Below are 24,116 nucleotides of genomic sequence, written 5' to 3'. Positions count from 1 at the left end.
CTCCTACCTCGTCAAGCCGATTTCTTCCAGCACCTTTTCTTGACGTGAAAACATTTCCTTCTCTTCTTCTGGCGTCCCATGATCATAGCCCAGAAGGTGAAGAAAACCATGAACCGTGAGAAATCCGAGTTCGCGTTCGAATGAATGGCCATAGTCTTCGGCCTGCTCATGTGCTTTTGGCACCGAGATGATGATATCTCCAAGCATATTCGGAAACTCGCTCGCCTCATCCTCATCGATGAAGATTTCCATTTCCCCTTCGCCCGGCTCGTTCATCGCAAAGGATAGAACATCCGTAGGCCGATCAACGCCTCGATAGTCGCGATTCAGCTCGTGGATGCGCTCGTTGTTCACCAGCGTGACAACTACTTCTCCTTGTACGTCTTCCAGCTTTGCTGCTGCTTCCAGGCAACGGACAAGCAGGTTTTGCAAATTCTCATCGATCGGTTCGATTTCTTCATGAAGGATTTCTACAGATAACACAGGTAAACGATCTCCTTTTTGTGACGCCATTTATTAATAGCCGTGTTCTACTTCTTCCTTGGCATAGGCAGCGATGATTTTTTGTACCAGACTGTGACGAACGACGTCTCCCTCTTGGAAATGAATAAAGGCTACATCGGAAATCGGGCTTAAGATGCGCTGTGCTTCGCGCAATCCGGATTTCTTGCCTTTTGGCAAATCCACCTGGGTCACATCACCCGTAATGACCATTTTGGAACCAAAGCCAAGCCTGGTCAAAAACATTTTCATTTGCTCGGGAGTTGTGTTCTGGGCTTCATCCAAAATGACAAAGGAATCTTCGAGCGTACGACCACGCATGTACGCCAAAGGTGCAACCTCAATGAGTCCACGTTCCATCATTTTGGCGACTTGTTCATTGCCCAGCATGTCGTACAAGGCATCATAGAGCGGACGCAGGTAAGGGTCTACTTTTTCCTGCAAATCTCCCGGCAAAAACCCAAGGCTCTCCCCCGCTTCTACGGCCGGTCTGGTAAGAACGATCCGTTTGACACGCGCATTTTTCAACGCATTTACTGCTGTGACAACAGCCAAATACGTTTTTCCGGTCCCGGCTGGTCCAATTCCAAACACAATGTCATGCTTCTTGATCGCAGACAAGTAATGACGCTGGCCCAGAGTCTTTGCCCTGATTACTTTGCCACGTTGGGTACGAGCGACTTCTTCATCATACACATCGAGCAGTTGGGCACCTTCTCCCCGTTCAATCAACGACATCGCATAAGAGATGTCTCGTTCGGACAGGGCAATCCCTCTGCGAATCAACTGTAGCAGAATTTCAATCAACTCTGTCAGTTTGTCCACTTCCGGCTTATCCCCGCTAATAACCAGTTCGCCTTCTCGGGTCATGATTTTGGCGGAACTTCTTTGCTCGATCAGTGTTAGGTACGCGTCATGTGGTCCGAACAACAGCAAGGCCTCAGATGCGTCTGAAAACGGGATTCTTACCTCATCTTGTACGTGCAACAGGCTTCCATCTCCTTGCAACGATAATCAGCAATGCGTCATTAGCTTGCCATCCTCACTGCCCAACGAAAGGCTGTTCAATGGCAATATCTTCAATGACGGAAAAATGAATGCTTACGTAAACTTTACCATTCTCTGTTGTGACGTGCAAAACTTTTTCGTCCTGAATGAACGCATCTTTTCCAGCTTTTTTCAAGATATCCTCCCTAGCGAATTTTTTAGCCAGTTCCGTCGCTTCCTCCACGCTCATTTCTGTTTGAACGGGTGCTGTTTGCGCGTACGTTACTGTCTTCCAGCCAAGTGGAGAGGTATATCCCGCGTACGAGGGCAAAAAACGTTGTTCTGCCACTTCAGCTTGTGCAAAGGACTGTTTCTCAAATGGCCACACATAGATCGCATAGGGGCCTACAAGCAGGTATCGATGCTCCAGTTTTTCTCCCGTCAAACGATACATCGTTTGTTTTAGCGGGACTGATGTGTTACTCATATACCACACTTCCCCTTGCACCTTGCCTCGCGCTGATACAGCTTGTTGACGAGCGTCATTGCCAATGATCCCCGAAATGAGCACTTGGCCTTTTTCAACCAATTGATTGCTCACAACCTGACTGCGACCAACCTCCGGGAGAATTTTATGGACGACAGCCCTCTTTTTTGCTACAAGATGCCGTGGACCTGTTGCAAGCGGCTTTACGGGTGCCTCTTTTTCAACCACTTGAAGCATGACTTTGGTTCCTTGAATCTCGATTCCAACCCAAGATGCTTCAGGCAGCAGACTCAACAGTTCTTTTTGCAAAACCAACGGTTCTTTTAGTTTGACCTTCCATGCCCCTTCTTTAATCCCCACTTGTTCGGCGGCTTGAATCACTCGTCGCGGATCAACCATTTTGGTCCCACTCACTTCAACACTCCAAACAAAAGAGGAGAGCATGTACAATCCGATGAAAAAAAGAGCTGCCCCAATTGCCAATCCAGATCGTCTGCGTAACCGCAAGAGCCAAAAGGGCAGCCCGTCTCTTGCCTCGACGTGACTACGACAGCCTGTCTCTTTTAAAAGCGGTCGTAAACGAAAATAATCACGAATCAAAATATCGCAGCGAGTCACCTCTTCTCCTACTCTGCGAATATTCCAGATTCGAATTCCATCCCGTACGGCCATATTTAACATCCGCTCAAATCGTTTTCCCCGAACGGTAATGGTTACATGTCCATCCACCCACTCCTTGATTCCATACCGCATACGTGCCGCCCCCTCCCACTAAAAAAGATTACGAGCTCTGTGGTCCCGTCTCCAAAAATTTCACGCCACCGATTCTGCCTTCTAACAAAACCTCCTCAGGCAAAATCGCTCGGATGACAAGCTGTTCACCTGAAACAATCATTTGACCGTTCGTCAGCAGCAGACGAAGCTCTTTTTCGCTAAAATGCAAAACTCCTCGATGATTCTCTATATACATTTGCAAATGACCGATCATCGTGATACGCGGGACTTCCAGGACTACATCTTGCGGCAGATCCAACACCCCTCCGGCCAACTGGCGCAGACGGCGGCTCCAACGCTTCATGGATTAGCCCCCCTTCTCGTTCTATATATTGGCGAATATGACGATCTCATCTGTTTGCAGGTGCAAAACCATTCTTATCTATGCGTATGCGCGAGCACAAAGAGGCATTCATCAAAAACAGCCACAAAAAAGAGCCCTCAGCGCTCGCTAATTAGCAAGCAGGTGAGAGCTCCGTCTTTGGAATACTTCAACAAACTCCATTGATTATTTGCTTTCTTTTGCAGAAGAAACCAGCTCTTTTTCTTTTGTAAGCGCCTTCCATTTTTTCATGACTCGTTTTACTTTCTCAACCGAACAACCGCACGCGATCGCTGTTTCATATATCGATTTGTTTTCGAAGATGGCAAGCCGAATCACTTTTTGACGAAACCGCCCCATTTTTTCAAAAATTTGTTGATTCATCGCTTGACCTCTACCCCTTCTTCTATTGGGAGAATTTTCTTTACATTCAGGATAGTCAACAAGGATACGAGAAACAAGACAAGTTATTCGATATATTTCGACATAAGACGTTGCTTATCAATAAAAAAACAGGCGAACCGAAGTTCACCTGTTTGACTGGCTACTATTATAAAATTTTTCTTTGCCGAACCTGCTGGGCATACGGAGCTTTTGAGCGCGGTTCTCCAAAAATGAGCGCCCATTTCATCCCATCACGCGGATTGCCGTGTTTCGATGGGAGTGTTCCTACTCGTTCCGAATCAGCGACCTTCATCGTTTCCGATTGCTTCACTCTGATGGTGGGACCCGTTGAAGCACGAGCTGTACTGGAGAATGCCCATTCCTGCTCGACTCCAATCCCTTCCATCGATTCTTGCTGAAGTGGCTCGTATTTGGAGGATGCCCGCACCGTCTCTCTGCCGTAATCCTCTGTTTCCATAGGGATATCCGACGTCGTGGCCGGGGTAAGCGGAGGCATTTTTTTGCCTTGAGACATCTTCTTCTTCCCGGCTTTGCCAAGAGCTTTATATCCTAAGTAACCAAGGATGACAAACCAGAACTTGCCGATGAGCGGGATGATCCACTCGACTAAACCCAATAAATCTACGACGAGATCCATGAGATCTTCCATGGCAATCGCCCTTATTCTTTCTCGTCTGGCAAAGCAGGCTCTTGTTTGTCACCTGCATGCCCGAAGGATTGACGCATTTGTGTATCAGCAGCAATGTTTTGCATGTTGTAATAATCCATTACGCCCAATTTGCCACTTTTCAATGCCTCGGACAAAGCGAGTGGTACTTGTGCTTCGGCTTCTACTACCTTTGCCTTCATCTCTTGTACGCGCGCAATCATTTCCTGCTCTTGGGCTACAGCCATGGCGCGACGCTCTTCCGCTTTCGCTTGGGCAATACGTTTATCCGCTTCCGCTTGGTCGGTTTGCAATTGTGCTCCGATGTTCTTCCCTACATCCACGTCCGCAATATCAATCGAGAGAATTTCAAAAGCAGTTCCGGCATCCAAACCTTTATTCAATACCGTTTTAGAGATCAGATCCGGATTTTCCAATACGTCCTTATGTCCTTTTGACGAACCAATGGTCGATACGATCCCCTCGCCTACACGGGCGATGATCGTTTCTTCACCAGCACCACCGACCAATCGATCGATGTTGGCACGAACCGTTACTTTTGCACGAGTGCGCAGCTCGATACCGTCCTTTGCCATTGCTGCTACCACAGGTGTTTCAATCACTTTCGGGTTAACGCTCATTTGTACCGCTTCCAATACATCACGACCAGCCAGATCAATGGCTGCTGCTCGTTCAAAGCCAAGTGGAATATCTGCACGTTGTGCTGCTACGAGCGCATCTACTACACGGTCTACGTTACCGCCTGCGAGATAATGGCTCTCCAATTGGTTTGTATCCAGTTGCAAGCCCGCTTTACGCGCTTTAATCAACGGATTCACGATACGGGATGGTACAACGCGACGCAAGCGCATAGCGACGAGGGTAATAATCCCGATATTCACACCGGAAGCCAGTGCAGAAATCCAGAGCATGACTGGTACGAACGAGAAGAAAACAGAAAGTACGACGATGGCTACTGCCACCATAAAAATAAGGGGAATCAAACCGCCTTCAAACATGAAGTGCTCACTCCTTTTGTTCTAGTTCGGCAACGACGATACGCGTGCCTTCTACTTGCACTACGGTGATGGCCGTACCCGCTTCAATGAAACCACCAACCGATACTGCATCCACACGTTTTCCTTCCACCTTGACGACCCCTGCCGGGCGCAATGGTGTGAGGGCGATGCCTGATTTTCCTTCCAGCTCACGCTGATCGCGCGGAGCAACGTAGCCTTCTTCATTACGCTGCGTGTCACCCAGGACAAACTTGTTGAAGAGACCTTTGACCCCGTATTTCTTCACTAGCATGAACGTTACAATTGCCGTGATCAAAGCGGCCACGCCTAGCGATGCGAGCCCTTGCTGCGTGTCATAGGCTGCCATTACAAGACCTGTCACAATACTCACGAAGCCAATCGCACCGACAATGCCGCCCGGAAGAAAAATTTCCAGAAGCATCAGTAAGATTCCGAAGACAAACAGTCCGATGTGCAACCAGTTGGCAAATCCCGCTACATAATGTCCAAAGAAATATAGACTGAACGCGACGAGTGAAATTGTCCCTGCAACACCAAAACCAGGGGCAAACAGTTCTACTACAATTCCGCCCAATCCAATGATGAGCAGAAGACTCATCACAATGGGACTCGTCACCCATCTAGCGACTAGCTCTCCACCTGTTGGCTCAATCGCCTGAAGGGAATCCGGCTGAATACCGAGCTTTTTGAGCAGCTCTTCCTTATTGGACACCACATCATCCGCATAACCTAACCGTTTCGCTTGTTGGGCATCGAGAGACAGCACCGTGCCTTTTGGCTTTAATCCGGGGAATTCTGTATCGATTTCCACCATCGCGCGAGCAACGTCAGGATTGCGATTGTTCAACTCCGCTGCCGCCATCATTTTATTGCTCCAACCGGAAATGAACTTGATATCTGCTGCATTCCCTGCCAAGTCAATCGGTGCGGCTGCCCCCATGCTACTGCCTGGAGTCATAATAATTTCATTTGCATTCAGGGCGATGTAAGTTCCCGCTGAAAAAGCCTGGTTATCAATGTAGGCTATCACATGCATGGGAGCCTGACGGATCAACTGCCCAATCTGGTCGGCAGCGTTCACTTCTCCGCCTGGCGTATTGATATGCAAAATAACAAGGTCTGCCTGCTGCTCCTGTGCGTCAGCAAATGCTCTGTGCAAAAAGCTCTCCAACCCTCGCTCGATCGTGCTATCTACTGGAATCCAGACAGCTTTTTGATAGGTCTGGGCTGTTGTGGATGCGGGAGCAAGAAGCATCGTCATTCCCATAATCAGGCAAAGAAGTGAAAAAAGCAATCGCATGCGGCTTTTTACTAGCCTTGCTGCACTCATTGCATATACCTCCTTTCCTTCTATCAGCTTCAACGTATGTGCAATAAGGTATACGAAAGAGGGTGGCAATCGTTTCATATTTATTTCACATTTGGAAAAAAAGAAAAACCCAACCTTTACAGGTTGAGTTTTTCTGTTCGTATCTATATGAGGTGTTACTCTCGTCTACGATGGTAGTTCCTCAGATACAATCTTTTGCACGAGGTTTCCGTCTGCTCTGCCTTTCACTTTCGGCATGATCGCACCCATCACTTTGCCCATCTCCTTTTTGGAGGAGGCATTGGTAGCTGCGATACCTTCCCGAACGATATCACGAATTTCGTCTTCGCTAAGCTGAGCGGGTAAGTAAGCGGAGAGCACGTCGATCTCTTCGCGCGTTTTCGAGGCAAGTTCCACGCGGCCTGCCTTCTCAAATTCGTGGAGGGATTCACGGCGTTGTTTTAACTCACGAGTCAAGATGGTCAGCACTTCGTCTTCAGACAAAAGTCTGCCCTTGTTAATCTCTTCGTTCTTTAATGCGGCTTTCACCATGCGAATAACAGAGAGTTTTAGAGCAGCTCTGTCCTTCATTGCTTGCTTCATATCTTGATCGAGTCGCTCCATTACACTCATGATGAGCCCTCCGTCAATTAAAACTTGCGCTTGCGAGCTGCTTCGGATTTCTTCTTGCGCTTAATGCTAGGCTTCTCAAAGTGGCGACGTTTACGCAGTTCCGCCATCACCCCGGATTTTGCGCTTTCACGCTTGAAGCGGCGAAGTGCGCTATCCAAAGACTCGTTTTTCTTGACTCGAATTTCTGCCATTTGTCTTCCCTCCCTCCGCTAAAACCGTGGGACGCCTGAGTCGAACGTACGAACAGACTGTCACACTTCATTATAGGATAGATGACTAAAGAAGGTCAACCTTTAGTTCAATTTTATTCGTAAAAACCGGACAAAAGGTGATAATGGATGTGGAAAACCTCTTGTCCACCCTCTTTACCACAGTTGTTAATCAGGCGAAAACCTGGCAGTTCCAGCTTTTTCGCCAAGAGTTGTGCTACATGGTGGATATGCCCGATCAGCGGCAGGTCCTCGGCCCTTACTTCCATGAGCGTGGGAATTGGCTTACGCGGGATAATCAACAAGTGAACGCGTGCTTTTGGTGCAATATCGTGGATGACGATGACGTGCTCATCCTCATACTCGATACGAGCAGGAATTTCACCGTCCATGATTTTGGTAAAAATACTTTTTTCCATGGGAGACTCCTTTCTTCCTCTGTATGTGGATAGTTATGTATGTAAGAATTGATCCTATCACATTCCCTCACTTTTGTCTTGCGGCGCTACCTGACGCATGGTAGCATGACTTCGAGGTTGAAACAGGATAACAAGAAAAAGGAGTTCGTGCAGATGAAACCAATTGCACTGGATCAGGCAGCAATCAACGCAGAAGGGATTTTGCTCGCTGGTTCCCCAGGGCTTGCCTTGTCATCCGTTCACTTTGATACCCGCGAGCTGACTGCGGGATCTTTGTTTGTAGCGCTGACAGGCGGCGCACGGGATGGACATGATTTTTTGTTACAAGCAGTTGAACAAGGAGCTGTAGCTGCACTCGTTTCGAATCAGGAGAAGATTCCTGCGAACTTGCCAAATGATTTTGGGTTAATTCTCGTCAATGATACACTGCGTGGCTTTCAAAAGCTGGCTGCTGCTTATCGGAAAAGCTTTTCGTTCCCTCGCATCGCCATTACAGGAAGTATCGGGAAAACAACCGTGAAGGACATAGTGGCACACGTACTTGCGAGCCGTTCGCCCGTATACAAGACGTATAAAAACTTCAACAACCACATCGGTGTACCTTTGTCGTTATTGCAGATGGAAGAAAAACATCATGCTGCTGTACTAGAGCTCGGGATGAACCACGCTGGGGAAATCGATCTGCTCGCATCGCTGGTCCAGCCAGATATTAGCGTGATTACTTTTATCGGGGAATCCCATATTGAATATTTTGGCACGCGCGAAAAAATTGCTCTCGCAAAGGCGGAGCTGCTTCCTCATACCGCTCTTGACGGGCTCGTGCTGCTCAACAAGGATTCGGAGTATCTACGGATGATAGCCCATCTGTATCCAGGTGAACTCCTATACTACTCTGTTAATGAGAAGGCGGATATTTGGGCGGAGCAAATCGAAACGGTTGAAGGCGGGACTCGTTTCAACGTATGCTTTGCCTCCGGGGAGCATTTCGAGGCATTCCTGCCGTTGCATGGCCGCCACAGTGTCTTGAATGCATTGCCTGCTGTCGCGATTGCCAAGAGGCTCGGAATGGATACGGAGCAAATCGCTTACGCCTTGTCCACCGTTCAGCTCTCCGCCATGCGGTTTGAGCAAATGAACTCCAAGCACGGTACTGTGTATATCAGTGATGCGTATAATGCCAGCCCCGTCTCCATGGAGGCTGCTGTACGGACGTTTGCTGAGCTGTACCCTGAGCGCGCAAGAGTCATCGTGTTAGGTGACATGTATGAGCTCGGTCCAGATAGCGGGGCTATGCACGCGGGCGTAGGAACCTCGATTCAAGACATCGCTGAGAGATTCAAGCTGCTCGTGACAGTCGGTGAGGATGCACGCCATCTCCATGATGCTTACACGGGGAACAAGCTGCATTTTGCCACAAAAGCAGAGGCACTGGCTGCTCTACTGCCTTTGCGGGATGAGAAGCATGCATTTTTGTTCAAAGCCTCGAAAGGTATGTCCTTATGGACGCTTATTACTGATCTGGAAGGTCACGAATAATAGAAAAAGAACAGCCGCCTCTCGTATTATACGGGAGACGGCTTCTTTTTTAGTGATTGTCATTCCAAAGACGTTCTACCTGGATTAATTGATCTTCCTCAAAGCTTAGTTTATAAATATCGGGCATCGAGGTCTTTTTCCAAAAAGAGAAATCGTACGATGGATCGTAATGATTCATGATGATCGTCATGATGTTTCCATGGATGCCAATCGCGACTTTTTTGCCTCGATGGTGATCCAAAACTTCCTGCAAGGCAGCGAGTCCTCTTTCCCCCGCTACCGCATTCGATTCTCCCCCTGCGAAAGCGAACTCACGGTTTGCAAATACATGCTCGACAGCCTGTGCAAAATGCTCAAAGCATTCTACCCAAGCACCTAATTCGCGCTCGCGAAAATCCGGTTCCAGCTTGATTTCCCGATTCGCTTGCTTCGCCGTAGTTTCAATTGTCTGGATGGCTCTTGCATAAGGGCTGGAGACAAACACGTCAATTTGTTCTCCTTGCAAGATATCTGCTACACATTGCGCATCTTGCCAGCCCTTTTCCGACAATCCGCGTGTTTTCTCCTGATCCTGAATGTATGGAGATTCTGCGTGGCGGATCATATAGACATGTGTGAGCATCCTAGCACCTCTTCCGTTTTGGCGGATTTCGATCGAGCAATCATCGCAGTTCAATGACATTGTTGGAAGGACCCAACTTTTCAGACGGAAAAGCGCTATAGTGGATCGATGCGAGATCAGCTACATAGTACGACTTCCCGTCCTTTGCCCAGCCGATGATACGATGATTGTCACTTAAATGATAATAGCCAGGCATTCCCTTGTCAGGAGAGCCGAATGAATAACCGCATTTCGTGACCTGCTTGCATGATTGAATGTACATATAGGAATCTTGAGAATTGGAAGTACGAGAGTGTTGTTCTACTGCCATCTGACTTCCTGATGGCGACCAAACAATCTTGTCCAAGTAGCTCTCAGTGAACACGGAATCCTTCAAATTGACTTTTTTCCCTGTCTGCAAATCCAGCATGTATTCTTCTGTAGTGGTTCGCATGTAACGGTACTTCATATCGTTGGAGTAAGAAGGAAATGCCGTCATTTTGTGATCGTATTTCAGACCAGTCGGTAAGTCTAACTCCTTGATTGCGGTTTGCGTTTTGTAAAATAGCTTTTTTGAATTCGGCACCCAGTAATACATTTCTTCTTCTGTTCCACTTGGCCATTCATACTGATCATTCTTTTTCATTTTGAGTGTAGGCAGGTGCTGCAAGATCAGGTGACCGCTTACTTTGGAATTGGAAGAGAGCATGTCCATCCGGGTGAACACCATGTACTGTTCATCCGGTGAAACGGAAAAATCAAGGACAGGATACTGAGCTGCTGCCGGAACGAGCACAGTTTTTTTGCCGTCGGGCAGATTGAGCTTCACGATACCGCCATTTTCACGAACGTAGAGCGCGTCCTGCTTCGGTGACCATTTGCCATAGCCGGATAGCTGCGTCATCTTTTTTGTTTGCATATCGTACAAGTACGGTATGGTTCGGTCTGTCTTCCCATATCCGATCCGCTCACCGTATACAAACCTGCCCGATGGCGACATGCTCGCCCGGTGGATCAAGGGCATGTTCGTAACGGTTTTTGTCACTTTTCCATCTACCGTTACTTGATAGATGACGACCGGCTCTGGCTTACGAGGGTCTGCCTTCGCAGGAGCAGCGGCATTGATTTGTCCAGGGACAAGGATGCCCAGCAAGGAAATCAGCAGGCAAGAGAGCAATAAGGGCTTTTTCATCAGGGTCCTCCCGAATAAGTAATCAATAACGTAGACGCTCGCGGGAAGCACTTGGTTTCTTTTTACACGAAAAAAGGTCGGAAGCACCCCTGCGCCTCCGACCTTTTTCACTTACGCACGAACCATCATTGCCTTTCGCAACCACTCTACCTCTTCAGCTAATACACGCTGTGGACTCTGACCAAACCATTCAATCGATGCAAAATAATCCGTTTCCGCAATCTTTTCTAAAATAGGCCCATAATCTACAACACCTTCACCGAGCAGTACCATTCCCTCCCGATCGCCGTTAGGGGCATATACATTATGCGGAGCGAATACTGGCAGATGATTCGGTGAGGAAATATTTTTCAAATGATAATGAGCTACCCACGGTCTCAATTGCTCGTACGCGTCGATTGGATCAGCACCTGATTCCCAGACATGAAGAAAATCAAGATTAACTTTTAGTGCAGGATGATTGACTTCCTGCAACAAAGCAAGTGTAGAACTCATAGAATCCGTGAGCGTGTTTGGATGTGTTTCGACCAAAAGCTGAATCCCGTGCTCTTGACACAGCTTACATAAGATTTGCAGATGATGCACATAGCGCGCCCGCTCTTCTGGCCCCACTTCTTGACTCGCTTTCTGTCCAGCAAACGTCCTGATTTGCTTTACATGTAGCAATTTCGCCAGTGAAATGAGTCTTTTTGCTTTTTCCAGTGTACGCTGAAAACCAGATGAAGTAGCAATATCCAAATAATCGCTAAGCATGGAGATACTCATGCCTTGATCCCTGACTAGCCTTACCTGTTCCTCCATCTCTAATCGATCATGATCGTACAGATGCTGGGCGTGGGTTCCCCATAACTCGATTCCATCAAAATGATGACGATGAGCAAACTGAACAATTTGTGCTAACGAAATTAACTGGTGGCGAAAAGTGATTGTGCACAATGAGAGTTTCATTTAACTTTACCTCCACCCTTTTTCATCTACAGTGACGAGACTTTTATCCATTTGGGTCCACAAAACAAACTGACGCTCCAACTCTTTTTTCACTTCAAGCTCGATCAGATCAATCTCTTCTAACGCTTCGATAATCGGAGGTAACAACGCCATATTCTTGGTCATCGCCATTTTGACTGACAAGTACTGAGCTGTCGTAAACCCTTGGTAGATGTCCTCCACTTTATAGGCGATGCGCAAAAACTCATCACGATGGTATTGCAGGTAATCTTGCAGATATAGGAATGCATACTCGTAGCTGTATTTACGGATCGCAATCACCTTTACCTGAGTCACTGCCGGGAGCAGCATGTCCAAGTTGTATCCATTGCGCCCTTCTGCCATGTCTGTAATCAATTGCTTCAACTCAAGGGTAAATGGATTATGATCACGTTTGAGTGCGTCGTAGAAATAGTCGTGGATCATTTCATAGGTTGGTTCCTTAATTTCACTCGCATCCACCATAAAGCCGCCACCAAACGGATTTTCTAAGAAGGCTTTGATCACCGTCTCCTTCTTCACATTGCCCTCCCAACGAAAATCCGGGTCAAACATAAACCACTCATCTTCGTTCTCCGTCTTTGAAATCATCAAAAAATGCGGGAATGGCTTCAACGCAAATTTATTATCTCGCTCTGGAACCAGCGACATGTCTATCTGAACAAGGACAAACTGATCCTGGGTACGCTTATCAATAAGCGCTAAGAACATGTCCAGATTGGAGGCTTTATCTTGGGAATGATCATACCATTCTGTTACTTTCGCTCGGAAAAGTCGTTCATATCCCTTGATAATCTCTTCGTGGTTATCAATGTAATAGGTGACCACACCTTGATCCGTTATGGAGTACTCGGCATCCCAAATGCCAAAATAATAGGGACGATAATCAATCTTTGTGCGCCGCTTAATCACTTCGCATAGGCATGAAATAATGCAATGGACCTTAACCATTCTGTATCCCCCACTCGGTGTTTGTATAGACGCTAATTCGATACATGCTGCGGTTCCAACTGTTCAACAAAAGTAAGGAGTGATCCAACCGTTTGGAAGATTCGTGGATCTAACTCGTGAGCAGGAACTACCAAATGCAAATCTTCCTCGATATAAACAATCAGTTGCAATAGCATAATCGAATCAATATGTAGATCCTCGTTCAATCGCATGGACTCCTCTAGCGGGAGGATATGTGATAATTTTAATTTTTCGGTCATGATCGTATGGATTTGCTCGATTCTTTCTGTTCGTGTCATTTGCTGATCGTCTCCATTTCTAATAATCGACGGCTGATTTTTCCTGTGGCTGTCTTAGGAATGCTCGTCACACATTGGATTTCGAATGGGACTTTATAGCCTGGCAAACGATCTTGGCACCATTCCCTGATTTGTTCAGGAGTAGCTCCTCCCTCGGTAATAACCTGCGCCTTTACAATTTCTCCCATGACCGGATGACGCCCACGATACACAACCACTTCTTTCGTCCCACTCATTTTCAAAATGACGTCCTCGACCTCCAAAGGAAATACCTTTAAGCCAGAAACGTTAATCACATCATCCATCCTGGATACAAATTGAATATGTCCTTCTTCTGTCCAGAAACCTAAATCCTGCGTCGCTATTTCGTTCTGTCCGCTCCAAATCTTTATTTCACCGGGTTGTTCTTCCTTTTCACCTGCTGTCATTGTTACATGGGATAGGGGCACCCCCAGATCTGTATGCGACCGCATCTGTTTACTCATACTGACGCACCCCGCCTCGGAGCATCCATATTGTTGCATCAAGGTGTCGCTCATGCCCTGCAGCTTTAGAAACAAGCCTTCTGGCATCGGAGCTCCAGATGTCATTAACCGGTGAAAGCGTACCTGCTCTCGCGTAAAGCTTGATAGGATGTGATAAAAGACTGGCAGACCATACACTATATGCCGGGGAGTACCTTGAATCACTTGCAAAGCAAACTTCGGATTTTTGTGCGTCACAATCGAAGGCTTGCTTCCCCGCTCCAGTGCTGCCAAAACTCCACATATCAATCCATACGAATGCGTCACCGATGCCAGCACAATCGGGGTTAACGCTTCCTCTCCCTGAAACAACTGGTTGTAGGCATGAATTTCTGTTTGAATATCATCCCAGCTTCTCCCGATCAGCTTCGCGTCCCCTGTAGTACCTGAGCTATATTGGTAGAGCGATGGTTTCTCACTCTGTTGTTTATCCGTGATGGACAAGAAGTGCTTCGTCTCCTGATAAACAAGCCCATAACATCTTGCCTTCACTGCCATCTGATAGGCTGTTTCCATTGGGGTTTCTCCGTGAATTAACAGCACGGAGGCATTATGTTCACGTAAAAATGGAACAAGACTAATCACGTCAAGTGGGTCAGCTATGCAGACGGCGTACCGCTTTCCTTCCGGCTGTCGAAAATGATCCATGCTTTCGAATCCTTGCTTATGTCTCTCCATCTCATGCACAGAAATCTCATTTTGATTCACAATGAACATGCTAGTAACCTCCCACAGCCATGGAATGAAGCCTTTTTCTTGCCTCGAACAAAGGATTGGGAACTTCATGTAAATGATAGTTCTCGCTTGTTGTATATAGCTTTTTCTTGGTCAATTTCTCTACCTGCACGCTTGGAACAAACAGATCAAATCGCGTAAATCGCTCCGCCAATTCCGGGAATCGTTGCTGATGACCCTCCAATACCTGAACGGCCATCTCCCAGAATTGCTCTTCGGTATATGCGTAATGTTCTTCTAATAGCCGTGCTAATTGCCCCAGATTGATCAGAAATAAAGTCTCCAATGTCAAATCTCTGACTGTCGATGTTTCATTCATGTGAAACATCACATCATCGGGCTTCGTTGCGTAATATTCATGCACTTCCGCGAAATTCGGGCATTTATCTGGCTCACTCAAAAACGGTTGGCAAAAAATCAAATCTTCATGAAAATCCTTCAATGCGACCCGAGAAGGTACACCCTCCCGATGCACCAAGATCATATTCTGCGCGTGGGTTTCCATTGCAATTCCGTGTTTCACAAGAATATGAACGACTGGCAATACACTGCTTTCCAATAATCGCGCAAGCCAATTTTCTAGCCCTTGTTCACGAATCCAACGATCAATGAATGGCACCCCATCCACCTCTACTGCCGCTAATACGTTATAAGGAACTGCCTCTTCTCCCGCCTCGAGATGCGGGATGAGACTTTCTCTCCACATGCACCCAATTACCCCGAATGTAACCATTTCCACCAGTTCAGAAGCAGGGGGAGGATCGTATGCCACTGCTGCAAACTCTTGAAGCATGATCACTTTTTGCACGTCTCGTAAATACGAATCTGCGTCCGTAATCCCCTTGAGCCACCTCGAAACAATGGGGGCACTTGCCAATGAGTGCGGGGTGAGATGACGCGGCGCTGAAGTATTCACTACGTTGATCGAGAGTTTCAGATATGGTTTATGCGGATTACTGTTGTTAGCAAAGGTGCGGATGGATTGTTGTGGACGATGACCATCAGAGCCTACCCCTAGCACAATGATCTCTTTGCGATGGATATCGTCTTGGAATCCAGGCACGATATGATTACGCCACTGCCAAGGATGGACAGGCACGAAGGCATACTGATCAGGAGCGCATCCATGATTGATGATGATTTGTTGAAACACTTCTTTTTGTTCCTGGCCTATTTCTTCCAAAAGAAGGTCATCGAAATTTCTGTCTTGATCAATGGACACTTGAGAATATTGTTTATGTATCGCTAACCAAAGAAAATGAACTTCCTGCTTAAATTCAGGACCATAGGCAAAATGATCTACGTAGGTAAATCCAACACGTGATTTATAGCTAGGGTGATAAGGGTGACCGTCCATCAGATCACCTTCCAGCTCATCGTACGATTTGCCTTGCATCCGAATATCATTTTGTACCCGATAGTATTGGGACAATGTATCCTTTAACAACGTTTGTTCCAAATCATTGGCAAATAGCTTCAGTCTTTGTTCATCTACGGTATTCATTCGGAAGACTTCCACTAAAAAACGAGTGAGGGATATCGCTTCAGATTCGTGCTGTGCGACTCCGCTGTGATCGTAAACAACACGAGTAACAGGGTCCTTCCCTAAACGAACAAGCCCAAAACTCGCACTCCTCCGCCCTTGGCAACGATAGCGAACAGGCAGATCCCCCTCATCAAGCCCATGTAGGGTGTAAATCGTCTCTTCACCCTCTTGGATGGTCGTCTCAGGAATCAAAATCCCCTCATATAACAAAGACTCGATGCATTGTCGAAACACCCTTCTTCTCACCTGCACATACTGCGTTGAGTGAAGTGCCTCTTCAATCGAGAAATCTTGTTTTGTTAACTCCATACCTTATCCTCCAAATCTCTTCAAGCTAGATGCTAGTAAGCTATCCAAAAGCATGCAGCTCAGCCTTTTCGGTCTGCTTTACTTTTGCTAAAGGATTATCTATGTAAACAAAAACAGATGATCTCTCTTCCGGTTGGGTTAATTCATCCAGATCATAGAAGCGCGTGAGCAGATTCGCCTTACACGGAAGCTGTTCGCGAGTAAGTAGATTCTCCAGAAACTTCGACGCCTCTCGATTCATAGGTAAAAACTCCGTCAAAACCTCATGCATCTCTGCCAATAAGATTTGTTCGTCAATTAAACCTTCCGTTCCAAATCCATTAATGAGTCCAAACATATGGTTAAAAATCATATAATAGGTGATTCGCTCGTCTACAAGATGGTCTTTGTAAATGTTTCTACTCGCCTTGCCAATCCCAGGTAATTCTGTCTCTAATACTTCTTGCATCGATTCTGAGAAATAGTAGCCTTGATTATCACGATAAAAGAACTGATCCGGGTATCCGTCTTTGAGCGTGACAACACTATTCTGTTGATGGGCTTCCAAGCCGATTCCGTACTTTAGATAGAGCCATACCATTGGCTTCAATGAAATATCTACATACCGCTTAAACCATTCCAAACTAACTACTTCCAGTGCCTTCCCTTCTTTTTGTGCCAGATGGTGAATGATCGTTGCCAACCTATTCTTGTACCCAGGAAGTGGATCTTGCACGAGTGCCGCGATTTGCGTGACTTGCCCTGCATTACTCCCCATAAAGGGATTATCACGCAGGATTACTTCAAATCCCGTTTCTTCCTCCTGCTCCAACATGATCGTGATGTAAGCCGGATCAGAGATAAAGCCAAAGCCTGGATACTTGCGACTCACCTCACCGATCCCTGTTTCAAAAAGTTGCTTCGCCTCTAAACCAATTTCCATCTCACTTAACTTGTTGATACGTAAAGAATTCGTAACTTTGATAGGGACGGACAGCTTGAGCATATATTTCTTTTCAGGATGATAAACCGTTCTAAGAGAGGATGTTGCCATATACTCCTCACCCGCTGGACCCAGGTAAAGAAGTAACCCTTTCTCGATCAAGGATTGTATGGCTACCTGTTCTAGCAACCATTCTGCTTGAAGCGGATGAATCGGGACGATTGAAAATGATGGATCGACATCAGCTCTCGAAGGAAACTCACCCTTCAGTAATTGCGTAGCGGATTCTTTTAGCCCAGATTTTTCGTGAACAATCGACGGATGGGCAGCAAACAAGTGAAGTTGAAACTTCCCGCAACACTCCGGTGCATACAACGCTTGCTTGGCCTCAGGAATTCCTTGCTGACTCTTCGGGGTTGGATGGAACAAATGACCGAATAAAAGCGCCTGCTCTGCTTCGATGAAGCTTTGTTCCACGCCATATAAAATCTCGGCATTACTTTGGCGAGTCCGAACAAATTTCTCAATGCTTTGGCAGCTTTGAATCATACGCAAGACTAATTCATCTGGAACTGCATTTTCCCCATGCTGAAGCGTTAGTTCTTTAATCAAAAGAACCGCTAATGTCAAATAGTCCGCCTGTACGAAACGAGTACAGTCACCACTTCGGTAGCAAGCTGGATAATGAAACAAATGCCTGCCTGTCACCGAATGATATTGGACACCGACATAGAGGGAAATCCCCTGCTGCGGGAGTTCGCAATGAAGGTACGTACCAGTTGTACTCGGCTGGATGATTTTCGTTAGCTGCTTCGTAATCTCGTCTTTCCGATTGATCCACTCGCCCTTACCTGTTTCTCGGAGATAACAATTGAGAAAGCTCTGCATCGTTGCATGCTCTGCGATATGCTTGACTACGAACATGTTACCTCTCCTCTTGCTTGATCCAATTTTTTCATTCAAGCATTGCGACTTACATAACTGGTAAAACGTCCCATGTATAATGTAAACGATTATCATTCTCATTTCAAGTGATAATATTTAGCTTGTACAGTTAGGAGAGATAGTCTGACAGAAATTAGTTCCATCATCCTAGACAAAAAGAAAAAAGATGCCGATTCATCAGCATCTTTTTTCTCATGATTAATCCAACTCTTCCGCATCTACGACGTTGCGACCTTTATCCGCATGTCGCTCGATAGCGAGTTGCACCAGACGATCGATCAGCTCGCTGTAGCTCACACCTGCTGCTTGGAAGAGCATTGGGTACATGCTAAACGGCGTAAAGCCTGGCATCGTATTCACTTCGTTGATATAGAGTTTGTCGTTTTTCTCATCCCAGAAAAAGTCAACACGGGAAAGGCCAGAGCCATCGAGTGCTTGGAATGCCTGCTTGGCTATTTCCGCGATTTGTTCGGATACATGCTCGGGAACGATGGCAGGAATGGAAAGCTCTGTTCCCGCCCCCTTGTACTTGGCTTCGTAATCGTAAAATTCTTTAGCGGCAATGACTTCCCCAACGACAGAAGTCATCAGCTCTTCATTCCCCAAAACGCCAATTTCCAACTCACGGACTTGAACGAACTCTTCTACAATCAATCGGCGGTCGAATTTGGCAGCTACATCTAATGCGTGCTTGAGTTCCTCACGATTTCTCGCTTTATTAATCCCTACGCTGGAGCCCATATTCGCCGGTTTGACGAAACACGGAAAGCCGAGTTCACGCTCGATCCGATCCATGACATCGTCCTGGCCTTTTTCCCATTGAGAACGCAGCAAGCCTACATATTTCACTTGCGGAAGTCCAGCCTGTGCAAAGACGGTCTTCATCATCCATTTATCCATTCCGACAGCGGAAGCCATTACTCCGGTTCCCACGTACGGGATATTTGTCAATTCCAACAATCCTTGAATCGTCCCATCTTCGCCAAATGGTCCGTGAACCACAGGGAAAACAACATCCATTTGCTCATTCATGGCAAACAGCGCCCCTGGCTTGCTTGCGATTGCCAGCTCTTGCCCTGTCTCTGTTGCCTCGTTAATAACTGATGTTTTTGCCGATAAACGCAACGCTTCGATCTTATCCGGCAGTTGACCTGCCAGTGTTTCTCCAGTCACCCAAGAGCCATCCAATTGAACGTACACAGGTGTTACCTCATATTTATTTGCATCCACGGCCTGCATAATGGACATGGCCGTACGCAATGAAACTTCATGCTCTGAGGATTTTCCTCCATAAATAATGCCCAGTCGAATCTTTTGATTTCCCATCTGTGTCATGCTCCTTTCCCCTCCGTACGAAACCCGGAGAGTCTACCCAGTTTCTACTCTCTCCTATGCTATGCAAAAGCCCAACATCTGCTCTATTTACCGGGCCGAGCCCGTCATTTAGCATACACAAACCAAACGCCAAAAACAAGAGAAGCAAGTATCACCTGCTCACGTTTTTTCTCATACCATATAAATAAAATTCCTGTCATGGAGCTATTTTTTGGAGGGATTTCCATGAGAGATTATTTACTGTACTGCACGTACTGCTCTTCTTACACTTTATTGCACAGCTATGATAAGGACAGCGGCTCTTTCTTGGGGGAATATTCCCTGCTGCATAATAACTACACCCGTGACCCAATCGTCTTGAACAAATTTCTCCTTGCCCATCTCGGTCACACCATCCGTACCATTCCCTCTAAGACGGATGACTACCGCCATATCATCTGCAATGCATCACATTTTTTGGAGGATGATATTGACAAGTACGTGGAGGAAAGTCAGCAGCGGGCTAAATTCAAGGAGCGTGATCGGAAAAGCGAACGCGAAATTGGTCAGGTCCAGCTTTATCTGGTCGAGCATCTCTTGACCCACGAGCTTCAGAACTTAAGCCTGGCCCGCGCTTCTACCCCCGCCGAAGGACAAGTCTTTTTAGGCAAGGAACTCGGGTTCAAGCAGGCTCTCGATCTCGTCAGGCGTGTAAAAAATGACAAGCAATTGTCATGAGCACTTATTTCTTTATTCGAAACGATTCACATTCTTTTGCAACTCTTTCCGCTCGTCGCGCGTATAAAAAGAGAGACGATACAAGCGGGGGGAAAGAACATGTTTGAATACAAATTCGTCCGAGTTGAGCTGTCCTCTTTTCGACGCCAACCAAAAGAAGATTATCAGACCGTTGTCCACGAGCACGCCAAGGAAGGCTGGCGTTTGGTGCAAATCTTTGCTCCAAGCATCGGGGGCGACGGTTTGGCCAAATACTTCGAATTGATTTTTGAAAAACCAAAGGCTTAAATGAGGCTGAAGCCGAAAAGAAAAACAGCGCCGTATGAAAGCGGACGCTGTTTTTCTTTTTCTCTCTATCGACGATCTCTTACTTCAAAGATGGCAAATTTCAAGTAATGAGCCTCATCAGCCCCACTGATTTGCGGATGATCCTTGCCCGCGCCTCGCCATTCAATCAGGCGCAATATCTTTTTCGCATCGATCGCTGCTTCTTGGATCGTTTGCAGGAACAGCTCAGGGGACATATGGTACGAGCAAGACGCGGTAACGAGAAACCCACCTGGACGGACGAGCTTCATTCCGTTTAAGTTAATGTCTTTGTAACCGCGGCAAGCGCCCTTCACTGCTCCACGGGATTTCGCGAACGCTGGCGGGTCAAGAATGACCACATCCCAGCTCTTACCTGCCTCTACATTTTCACGCAAGTAATCAAACGCATTCGCCACCACAAAATCAACGCGATGCAAGAAGCCATTGAGTGTAATGTTTCGCTTCGCTGTTTCGATGGCGTGATCGGAAATATCGAGGGCTGTCACTTTTTTCGCACCGTGCTTGCAAGCATTCAGGGTAAAGGAACCAGTATGTGTAAAGCATTCCAATACCTCGGCGCCATCCCAAAACGGATTTTTGACCACTTTACCACGCTTGTCCACAGGCACCTGCTTTGTCTCGCCTTCTACCTCCATGCTCGTCAGGGTTATGCCGTGCTTTTCGCCCCAGCCTTTCATCAATGGCGCAATGGAAGCACGATTTTCCCGTTGATCATAGAAGAAGCCGGTCTTTTGCCCCTCTACGATATCCACATAGTATTTCAATCCGTTTTCTTCGATCAATACCTCACGAGGACACTCTCCGTACAGGACTTCTTTGCCCTGTGTCAGCCCTTCCAGTTCACGGACAGGTACATCATTGCGCAAATAAATACCGGTCGGTGCAAATACCTCTACCAATGCATCCCGAATCCAATCGATGCGCTTCTCCATCCCCAATGAGAGGACTTGAACAACCAAAGTGTCTTCGTAGCGGTCGACGATGAGTCCTGGCAAAAAGTCGGCTTCCCCGTAAATGACACGGCAAGCCCGTGGGTTATCCACAAATCTCGTCCGGAATTCTGCCGCTTCCTTGATTTTCCCCAAGAAAAAGTCGTAGTCGATCTCTTCTTTTTGGTCGTAGCTCAAAATGCGCACGATCATTTGTGAAGCTGGGTTGATGTAGCCCTTTGCCAAAAAATGTCCTTTGTGATTGGTGACCTCGACGATTTCACCTGGTTCTACATCCCCTTGAATTTCTAATACCTCTGATTGAAAAATCCACGGATGTCCTACTTCTAGCCGCTTTTTCCGATGTTGATTCAATAGCACACGTGCCATGCAGCTATTCCTCCTCTTGTCATGCTTGCCCTTGTACAGGCATAGCGTTATAGTAACTTGCTAAAAATGGACAGGGAGGAACGTATCTTGTGATAGTCTCCATCCTCGCCCCTTTTACCTTTGGGCTCACGTTTTTTCTTTTCGGTATGTACGCCATGCGCTCCGGCTTTCAAAACCTCGCCGGCAAAAAAATGGAAGAATGGATGGGGCGCTTTACTCGTACCCCACTCCATAGCTTCTGGATTGGTCTCTTCGCTACTTTTGTCTTACAAAGCTCCAGTGCAGTAACTGTCCTGACGATTGGGCTGACGAACGCAGGCATCATCCAGTTCACGCAAACCGTCGGCATCATTTTGGGAACCAATCTGGGCACGACCGTGACAACGGAGCTGGTTGCGCTCAAGCTCGAGTCCTTTGCCATCCCCATGCTCCTCATCGGAGTGGCTCTATGGCTGATGCCGCGCCGAAACATTCGTTGCATCGGTCTCGTCGTCGCCGGCTTCGGACTGATCTTCCTCGGTATCGATACATTGAAAGTCATGGCGAAGCCTTTGGAGCAGTCTGAGACGTTTCGTTCGCTTTTTCTGGAAAGCAGACATTCCATCTGGATCGGTTTGATAACCGGGATCATTTTCACCGCTCTCATTCATAGCGGTTCCGCTACGACAGTCATCACGATGGGTCTACTCAGTCATCAAATTCTTTCGATGGAAACGGCACTCGCCATTGTATTGGGCGCGAACGTCGGAACTTGCTTTACCGCTGTCATCGCTGCAATTGGCACGAATACGGCATCCAAACAGGTCGCATGGTGCCATACGCTCTTCAATGTTGCTGGCGCGATTGTTTTTTTACCGTTTCTTTCCCAGCTTGCCCTCGTCAGTGCATTTTTAACGGATAGTCCTTCTATGCAGATCGCTCATTCACAGACGATCTTCAATCTCGTCTGCTCGTTGGTCGCGCTGCCATTCGTCCCGCAGATAGCCCGGTTTATTCAATGGCTAATCCCTGATAAGCGTCGTCCTACTGACCACACCATTAGAAGGAAAATGGTATCAAGTAGATGGAAGTAATAACACCTGCCACGATCATTGCGACACTGGACGCTGCCGTTTGAACAGGAGAAACACGGTTCAGGCTAGCCGTGCCAATGGCGTGTGCACTCGTACCAATGGCGATCCCGATTGCCCAATCATCTTTGATTTTTCCCCATTTGAGAACAGGACGGGCAATCATCACACCGACCATCCCCGTCAGCGCGGTAAAAAAGGCTGCAAGTGCAGGTTCCCCACCTATGGACCGGCTCAGCTCCAACGCAATCGGGGTGGTCACAGATTTACTGAGCATGCTTTTGTATACGAGCTCATCTGAACCCAGACACCAATGAACCGCCATAACGACGAAGATCGCAACTGCGCAGCCTGCACATACACCAAGCATAACACCGCGCCAAATATGAGCAAATTCCTTGATCTGTTTAGCCAGTGGAATAGCGAGTGCCACCGTTGCAGGGCCGAGCCAAAAGGAAATCCACGATCCTCCGGCAGCAAACGCCTCCCAATCACCGCTAAACGCCCACCACATGGTCCAAACCAAGATTACAGCCACCAAGAGAGGCTGCAATCGTTGGAATCGAGCGTTGATCATTGTTGCGCCTTTGTACCCTGCTATGGATACCAAAATGGCGAAAAATGGACTAAGCATCCAGAGTCCTCCCCTCTTGCTGCAAGGACGATTCTGATTTTTGTTTATGATGCTTCAAATACCATTGCACGACTACGCCAGTCACAAGCATGACCAGCAACGGACCGAGAACCATCGATAGTATGATTGGCAATGGATTTTGCGTGAATACGTTTAAATAGGAAGCAACTCCGACGATGATCGGTACGAAAAAGAGCAACATATGTCGGATCAGAAAAGTACCCGCTTGTTCCACCCAATCCATTCGTATCCATCCCATACACAGTCCCAGTGTTAACAGCAGCATTCCCACCAGGTTCCCGGGCAGGGGAATATGCAGCCATTTGCTCGCAGCTACGCCTACCCCATAAAAAGCCAACAGGATGACGATTCCTTTAACAAATTTCATTTTGCTAATCTCCTCCCCGCTCCCTATCCTCTCTCTATAGGAAC

Annotated in this window: 27 protein-coding genes; 4 read left to right on the top strand and 23 right to left on the bottom strand. The window is 47.1% G+C overall.

The genetic code is table 11. From position 1 onward, the window contains the following. Positions 1-3 precede the first annotated feature (3 nt). From ybeY to ASG16_RS19975, 11 genes are all read right to left on the bottom strand, one after another. Positions 4-513 (bottom strand): rRNA maturation RNase YbeY, encoded by a 510-nt coding sequence (ybeY, locus tag ASG16_RS20025; protein WP_370444408.1) that lies wholly within the window; start codon positions 511-513, stop codon positions 4-6. A gap of 3 nt (positions 514-516) precedes the next feature. Continuing rightward, positions 517-1,488 carry a PhoH family protein gene (locus ASG16_RS20020; protein ID WP_048032293.1) on the bottom strand — a complete coding sequence of 324 codons (972 nt, stop codon included), beginning with the start codon at positions 1,486-1,488 and terminating at the stop codon, positions 517-519. Between the two features lie 55 nt (positions 1,489-1,543). After that, the gene (gene yqfD, locus ASG16_RS20015) at positions 1,544-2,728 is read right to left on the bottom strand and encodes a sporulation protein YqfD (protein ID WP_056491130.1); all 1,185 of its coding nucleotides are present in this window, start codon (positions 2,726-2,728) and stop codon (positions 1,544-1,546) included. A gap of 28 nt (positions 2,729-2,756) precedes the next feature. Next, complete coding sequence (gene yqfC / locus ASG16_RS20010; RefSeq protein WP_007727617.1) at positions 2,757-3,053, bottom strand: sporulation protein YqfC; 297 nt, start codon at positions 3,051-3,053, stop codon at positions 2,757-2,759. Between the two features lie 204 nt (positions 3,054-3,257). Continuing rightward, positions 3,258-3,455, bottom strand: a complete 198-nt coding sequence (locus ASG16_RS20005) for a hypothetical protein (protein WP_056491127.1) — start codon at positions 3,453-3,455, stop codon at positions 3,258-3,260. Between the two features lie 166 nt (positions 3,456-3,621). Further along, positions 3,622-4,125: a hypothetical protein gene (locus ASG16_RS20000; protein ID WP_056491125.1), complete on the bottom strand. Its 504-nt coding sequence runs from the start codon at positions 4,123-4,125 to the stop codon at positions 3,622-3,624. Between the two features lie 11 nt (positions 4,126-4,136). Beyond that, the gene (gene floA / locus ASG16_RS19995) at positions 4,137-5,141 is read right to left on the bottom strand and encodes a flotillin-like protein FloA (protein WP_056491122.1); all 1,005 of its coding nucleotides are present in this window, start codon (positions 5,139-5,141) and stop codon (positions 4,137-4,139) included. A gap of 7 nt (positions 5,142-5,148) precedes the next feature. Beyond that, complete coding sequence (locus ASG16_RS19990) at positions 5,149-6,492, bottom strand: NfeD family protein (protein ID WP_056491119.1); 1,344 nt, start codon at positions 6,490-6,492, stop codon at positions 5,149-5,151. A 165-nt stretch (positions 6,493-6,657) separates the two neighbouring features. Further along, on the bottom strand, positions 6,658-7,104 hold the full coding sequence (locus ASG16_RS19985) for a GatB/YqeY domain-containing protein (protein WP_007727628.1): 447 nt from the start codon (positions 7,102-7,104) through the stop codon (positions 6,658-6,660). Between the two features lie 17 nt (positions 7,105-7,121). Next, positions 7,122-7,295 (bottom strand): 30S ribosomal protein S21, encoded by a 174-nt coding sequence (gene rpsU, locus ASG16_RS19980; RefSeq protein WP_007727630.1) that lies wholly within the window; start codon positions 7,293-7,295, stop codon positions 7,122-7,124. A 113-nt stretch (positions 7,296-7,408) separates the two neighbouring features. Beyond that, positions 7,409-7,732, bottom strand: a complete 324-nt coding sequence (locus tag ASG16_RS19975) for a histidine triad nucleotide-binding protein (protein WP_056491117.1) — start codon at positions 7,730-7,732, stop codon at positions 7,409-7,411. 153 nt (positions 7,733-7,885) lie between these two features. Between ASG16_RS19975 and ASG16_RS19970 the strand changes: the two genes are divergently transcribed. Next, positions 7,886-9,268 (top strand): UDP-N-acetylmuramoyl-tripeptide--D-alanyl-D-alanine ligase, encoded by a 1,383-nt coding sequence (locus tag ASG16_RS19970; protein WP_056491114.1) that lies wholly within the window; start codon positions 7,886-7,888, stop codon positions 9,266-9,268. Between the two features lie 49 nt (positions 9,269-9,317). On the opposite strand, the gene ASG16_RS19965 is transcribed toward ASG16_RS19970, so the two are convergent. From ASG16_RS19965 to ASG16_RS19925, 9 genes are all read right to left on the bottom strand, one after another. Next, on the bottom strand, positions 9,318-9,890 hold the full coding sequence (locus ASG16_RS19965; RefSeq protein WP_056491111.1) for a histidine phosphatase family protein: 573 nt from the start codon (positions 9,888-9,890) through the stop codon (positions 9,318-9,320). 40 nt (positions 9,891-9,930) lie between these two features. After that, positions 9,931-11,061, bottom strand: coding sequence for a TolB family protein (locus tag ASG16_RS19960; RefSeq protein ID WP_056491108.1), 1,131 nt, complete (start codon positions 11,059-11,061; stop codon positions 9,931-9,933). 111 nt (positions 11,062-11,172) lie between these two features. Then, a complete protein-coding gene (locus ASG16_RS19955; RefSeq protein WP_056491105.1) occupies positions 11,173-12,009 on the bottom strand; it encodes a sugar phosphate isomerase/epimerase family protein in 837 nt (278 codons plus the stop codon). A 6-nt stretch (positions 12,010-12,015) separates the two neighbouring features. Then, the gene (locus ASG16_RS19950) at positions 12,016-12,999 is read right to left on the bottom strand and encodes a DUF6005 family protein (protein WP_056491102.1); all 984 of its coding nucleotides are present in this window, start codon (positions 12,997-12,999) and stop codon (positions 12,016-12,018) included. Between the two features lie 32 nt (positions 13,000-13,031). Next, positions 13,032-13,298 carry an AsbD family acyl carrier protein gene (gene asbD / locus ASG16_RS19945; protein ID WP_056491098.1) on the bottom strand — a complete coding sequence of 89 codons (267 nt, stop codon included), beginning with the start codon at positions 13,296-13,298 and terminating at the stop codon, positions 13,032-13,034. Continuing rightward, positions 13,295-14,539 carry an AMP-binding protein gene (locus ASG16_RS19940; RefSeq protein WP_056491095.1) on the bottom strand — a complete coding sequence of 415 codons (1,245 nt, stop codon included), beginning with the start codon at positions 14,537-14,539 and terminating at the stop codon, positions 13,295-13,297. The genes asbD and ASG16_RS19940 overlap by 4 nt, the downstream gene beginning before the upstream one ends. A 1-nt stretch (position 14,540) precedes the next feature. After that, a complete protein-coding gene (locus ASG16_RS19935) occupies positions 14,541-16,412 on the bottom strand; it encodes an IucA/IucC family protein (RefSeq protein ID WP_056491092.1) in 1,872 nt (623 codons plus the stop codon). A gap of 40 nt (positions 16,413-16,452) precedes the next feature. Next, positions 16,453-18,258, bottom strand: coding sequence for an IucA/IucC family protein (locus ASG16_RS19930; protein ID WP_056491089.1), 1,806 nt, complete (start codon positions 18,256-18,258; stop codon positions 16,453-16,455). A 219-nt stretch (positions 18,259-18,477) separates the two neighbouring features. Beyond that, complete coding sequence (locus ASG16_RS19925; RefSeq protein WP_056491171.1) at positions 18,478-19,605, bottom strand: D-alanine--D-alanine ligase; 1,128 nt, start codon at positions 19,603-19,605, stop codon at positions 18,478-18,480. Between the two features lie 234 nt (positions 19,606-19,839). Here ASG16_RS19925 and ASG16_RS19920 point away from each other — a divergent pair, with 234 nt between their 5' ends. Together ASG16_RS19920 and ASG16_RS19915 are read left to right on the top strand one after the other, a co-directional pair. Beyond that, positions 19,840-20,331 (top strand): hypothetical protein, encoded by a 492-nt coding sequence (locus ASG16_RS19920; RefSeq protein WP_056491086.1) that lies wholly within the window; start codon positions 19,840-19,842, stop codon positions 20,329-20,331. 99 nt (positions 20,332-20,430) lie between these two features. Further along, complete coding sequence (locus ASG16_RS19915) at positions 20,431-20,619, top strand: DUF4177 domain-containing protein (protein ID WP_056491083.1); 189 nt, start codon at positions 20,431-20,433, stop codon at positions 20,617-20,619. Positions 20,620-20,684: 65 nt separating this feature from the next. Here ASG16_RS19915 and ASG16_RS19910 read toward each other — a convergent pair whose 3' ends face one another. After that, on the bottom strand, positions 20,685-21,980 hold the full coding sequence (locus tag ASG16_RS19910) for a class I SAM-dependent rRNA methyltransferase (protein ID WP_056491080.1): 1,296 nt from the start codon (positions 21,978-21,980) through the stop codon (positions 20,685-20,687). Between the two features lie 89 nt (positions 21,981-22,069). Between ASG16_RS19910 and ASG16_RS19905 the strand changes: the two genes are divergently transcribed. Then, a complete protein-coding gene (locus ASG16_RS19905; protein WP_056491078.1) occupies positions 22,070-23,053 on the top strand; it encodes a Na/Pi cotransporter family protein in 984 nt (327 codons plus the stop codon). Here ASG16_RS19905 and ASG16_RS19900 read toward each other — a convergent pair. Both ASG16_RS19900 and ASG16_RS19895 read right to left on the bottom strand, forming a co-directional pair. Beyond that, positions 23,019-23,684 carry an LrgB family protein gene (locus ASG16_RS19900; protein WP_056491075.1) on the bottom strand — a complete coding sequence of 222 codons (666 nt, stop codon included), beginning with the start codon at positions 23,682-23,684 and terminating at the stop codon, positions 23,019-23,021. The two genes, ASG16_RS19905 and ASG16_RS19900, sit on opposite strands and share 35 nt — an antisense overlap. Continuing rightward, positions 23,677-24,072, bottom strand: a complete 396-nt coding sequence (locus ASG16_RS19895) for a CidA/LrgA family protein (protein WP_007727662.1) — start codon at positions 24,070-24,072, stop codon at positions 23,677-23,679. Before ASG16_RS19895 ends, ASG16_RS19900 begins: the two co-directional genes overlap by 8 nt. Positions 24,073-24,116: the final 44 nt, after the last annotated feature.

This window comes from Brevibacillus sp. Leaf182 (assembly GCF_001423865.2).
GTDB classification, from domain to species: Bacteria; Bacillota; Bacilli; order Brevibacillales; family Brevibacillaceae; genus Brevibacillus; species Brevibacillus brevis_C.
The sequence above is the reverse complement of the archived record's forward strand: the minus strand, read 5'-3'. Positions and strand labels throughout refer to the sequence as shown.

Coding starts and splice junctions, on each gene's coding strand:
- ybeY (WP_370444408.1), bottom strand. CDS start 513: ATGGCGTCACAAAAAGGAGATCGTTTACCTGTGTTATCTGTAGAAATC.
- yqfD (WP_056491130.1), bottom strand. CDS start 2,728: ATGCGGTATGGAATCAAGGAGTGGGTGGATGGACATGTAACCATTACC.
- yqfC (WP_007727617.1), bottom strand. CDS start 3,053: ATGAAGCGTTGGAGCCGCCGTCTGCGCCAGTTGGCCGGAGGGGTGTTG.
- ASG16_RS20005 (WP_056491127.1), bottom strand. CDS start 3,455: ATGAATCAACAAATTTTTGAAAAAATGGGGCGGTTTCGTCAAAAAGTG.
- ASG16_RS20000 (WP_056491125.1), bottom strand. CDS start 4,125: ATGGAAGATCTCATGGATCTCGTCGTAGATTTATTGGGTTTAGTCGAG.
- floA (WP_056491122.1), bottom strand. CDS start 5,141: ATGTTTGAAGGCGGTTTGATTCCCCTTATTTTTATGGTGGCAGTAGCC.
- ASG16_RS19990 (WP_056491119.1), bottom strand. CDS start 6,492: ATGAGTGCAGCAAGGCTAGTAAAAAGCCGCATGCGATTGCTTTTTTCA.
- ASG16_RS19985 (WP_007727628.1), bottom strand. CDS start 7,104: ATGAGTGTAATGGAGCGACTCGATCAAGATATGAAGCAAGCAATGAAG.
- rpsU (WP_007727630.1), bottom strand. CDS start 7,295: ATGGCAGAAATTCGAGTCAAGAAAAACGAGTCTTTGGATAGCGCACTT.
- ASG16_RS19975 (WP_056491117.1), bottom strand. CDS start 7,732: ATGGAAAAAAGTATTTTTACCAAAATCATGGACGGTGAAATTCCTGCT.
- ASG16_RS19970 (WP_056491114.1), top strand. CDS start 7,886: ATGAAACCAATTGCACTGGATCAGGCAGCAATCAACGCAGAAGGGATT.
- ASG16_RS19965 (WP_056491111.1), bottom strand. CDS start 9,890: ATGCTCACACATGTCTATATGATCCGCCACGCAGAATCTCCATACATT.
- ASG16_RS19960 (WP_056491108.1), bottom strand. CDS start 11,061: ATGAAAAAGCCCTTATTGCTCTCTTGCCTGCTGATTTCCTTGCTGGGC.
- ASG16_RS19955 (WP_056491105.1), bottom strand. CDS start 12,009: ATGAAACTCTCATTGTGCACAATCACTTTTCGCCACCAGTTAATTTCG.
- ASG16_RS19950 (WP_056491102.1), bottom strand. CDS start 12,999: ATGGTTAAGGTCCATTGCATTATTTCATGCCTATGCGAAGTGATTAAG.
- asbD (WP_056491098.1), bottom strand. CDS start 13,298: ATGACACGAACAGAAAGAATCGAGCAAATCCATACGATCATGACCGAA.
- ASG16_RS19940 (WP_056491095.1), bottom strand. CDS start 14,539: ATGTTCATTGTGAATCAAAATGAGATTTCTGTGCATGAGATGGAGAGA.
- ASG16_RS19935 (WP_056491092.1), bottom strand. CDS start 16,412: ATGGAGTTAACAAAACAAGATTTCTCGATTGAAGAGGCACTTCACTCA.
- ASG16_RS19930 (WP_056491089.1), bottom strand. CDS start 18,258: ATGTTCGTAGTCAAGCATATCGCAGAGCATGCAACGATGCAGAGCTTT.
- ASG16_RS19925 (WP_056491171.1), bottom strand. CDS start 19,605: ATGGGAAATCAAAAGATTCGACTGGGCATTATTTATGGAGGAAAATCC.
- ASG16_RS19920 (WP_056491086.1), top strand. CDS start 19,840: ATGAGAGATTATTTACTGTACTGCACGTACTGCTCTTCTTACACTTTA.
- ASG16_RS19915 (WP_056491083.1), top strand. CDS start 20,431: ATGTTTGAATACAAATTCGTCCGAGTTGAGCTGTCCTCTTTTCGACGC.
- ASG16_RS19910 (WP_056491080.1), bottom strand. CDS start 21,980: ATGGCACGTGTGCTATTGAATCAACATCGGAAAAAGCGGCTAGAAGTA.
- ASG16_RS19900 (WP_056491075.1), bottom strand. CDS start 23,684: ATGCTTAGTCCATTTTTCGCCATTTTGGTATCCATAGCAGGGTACAAA.
- ASG16_RS19895 (WP_007727662.1), bottom strand. CDS start 24,072: ATGAAATTTGTTAAAGGAATCGTCATCCTGTTGGCTTTTTATGGGGTA.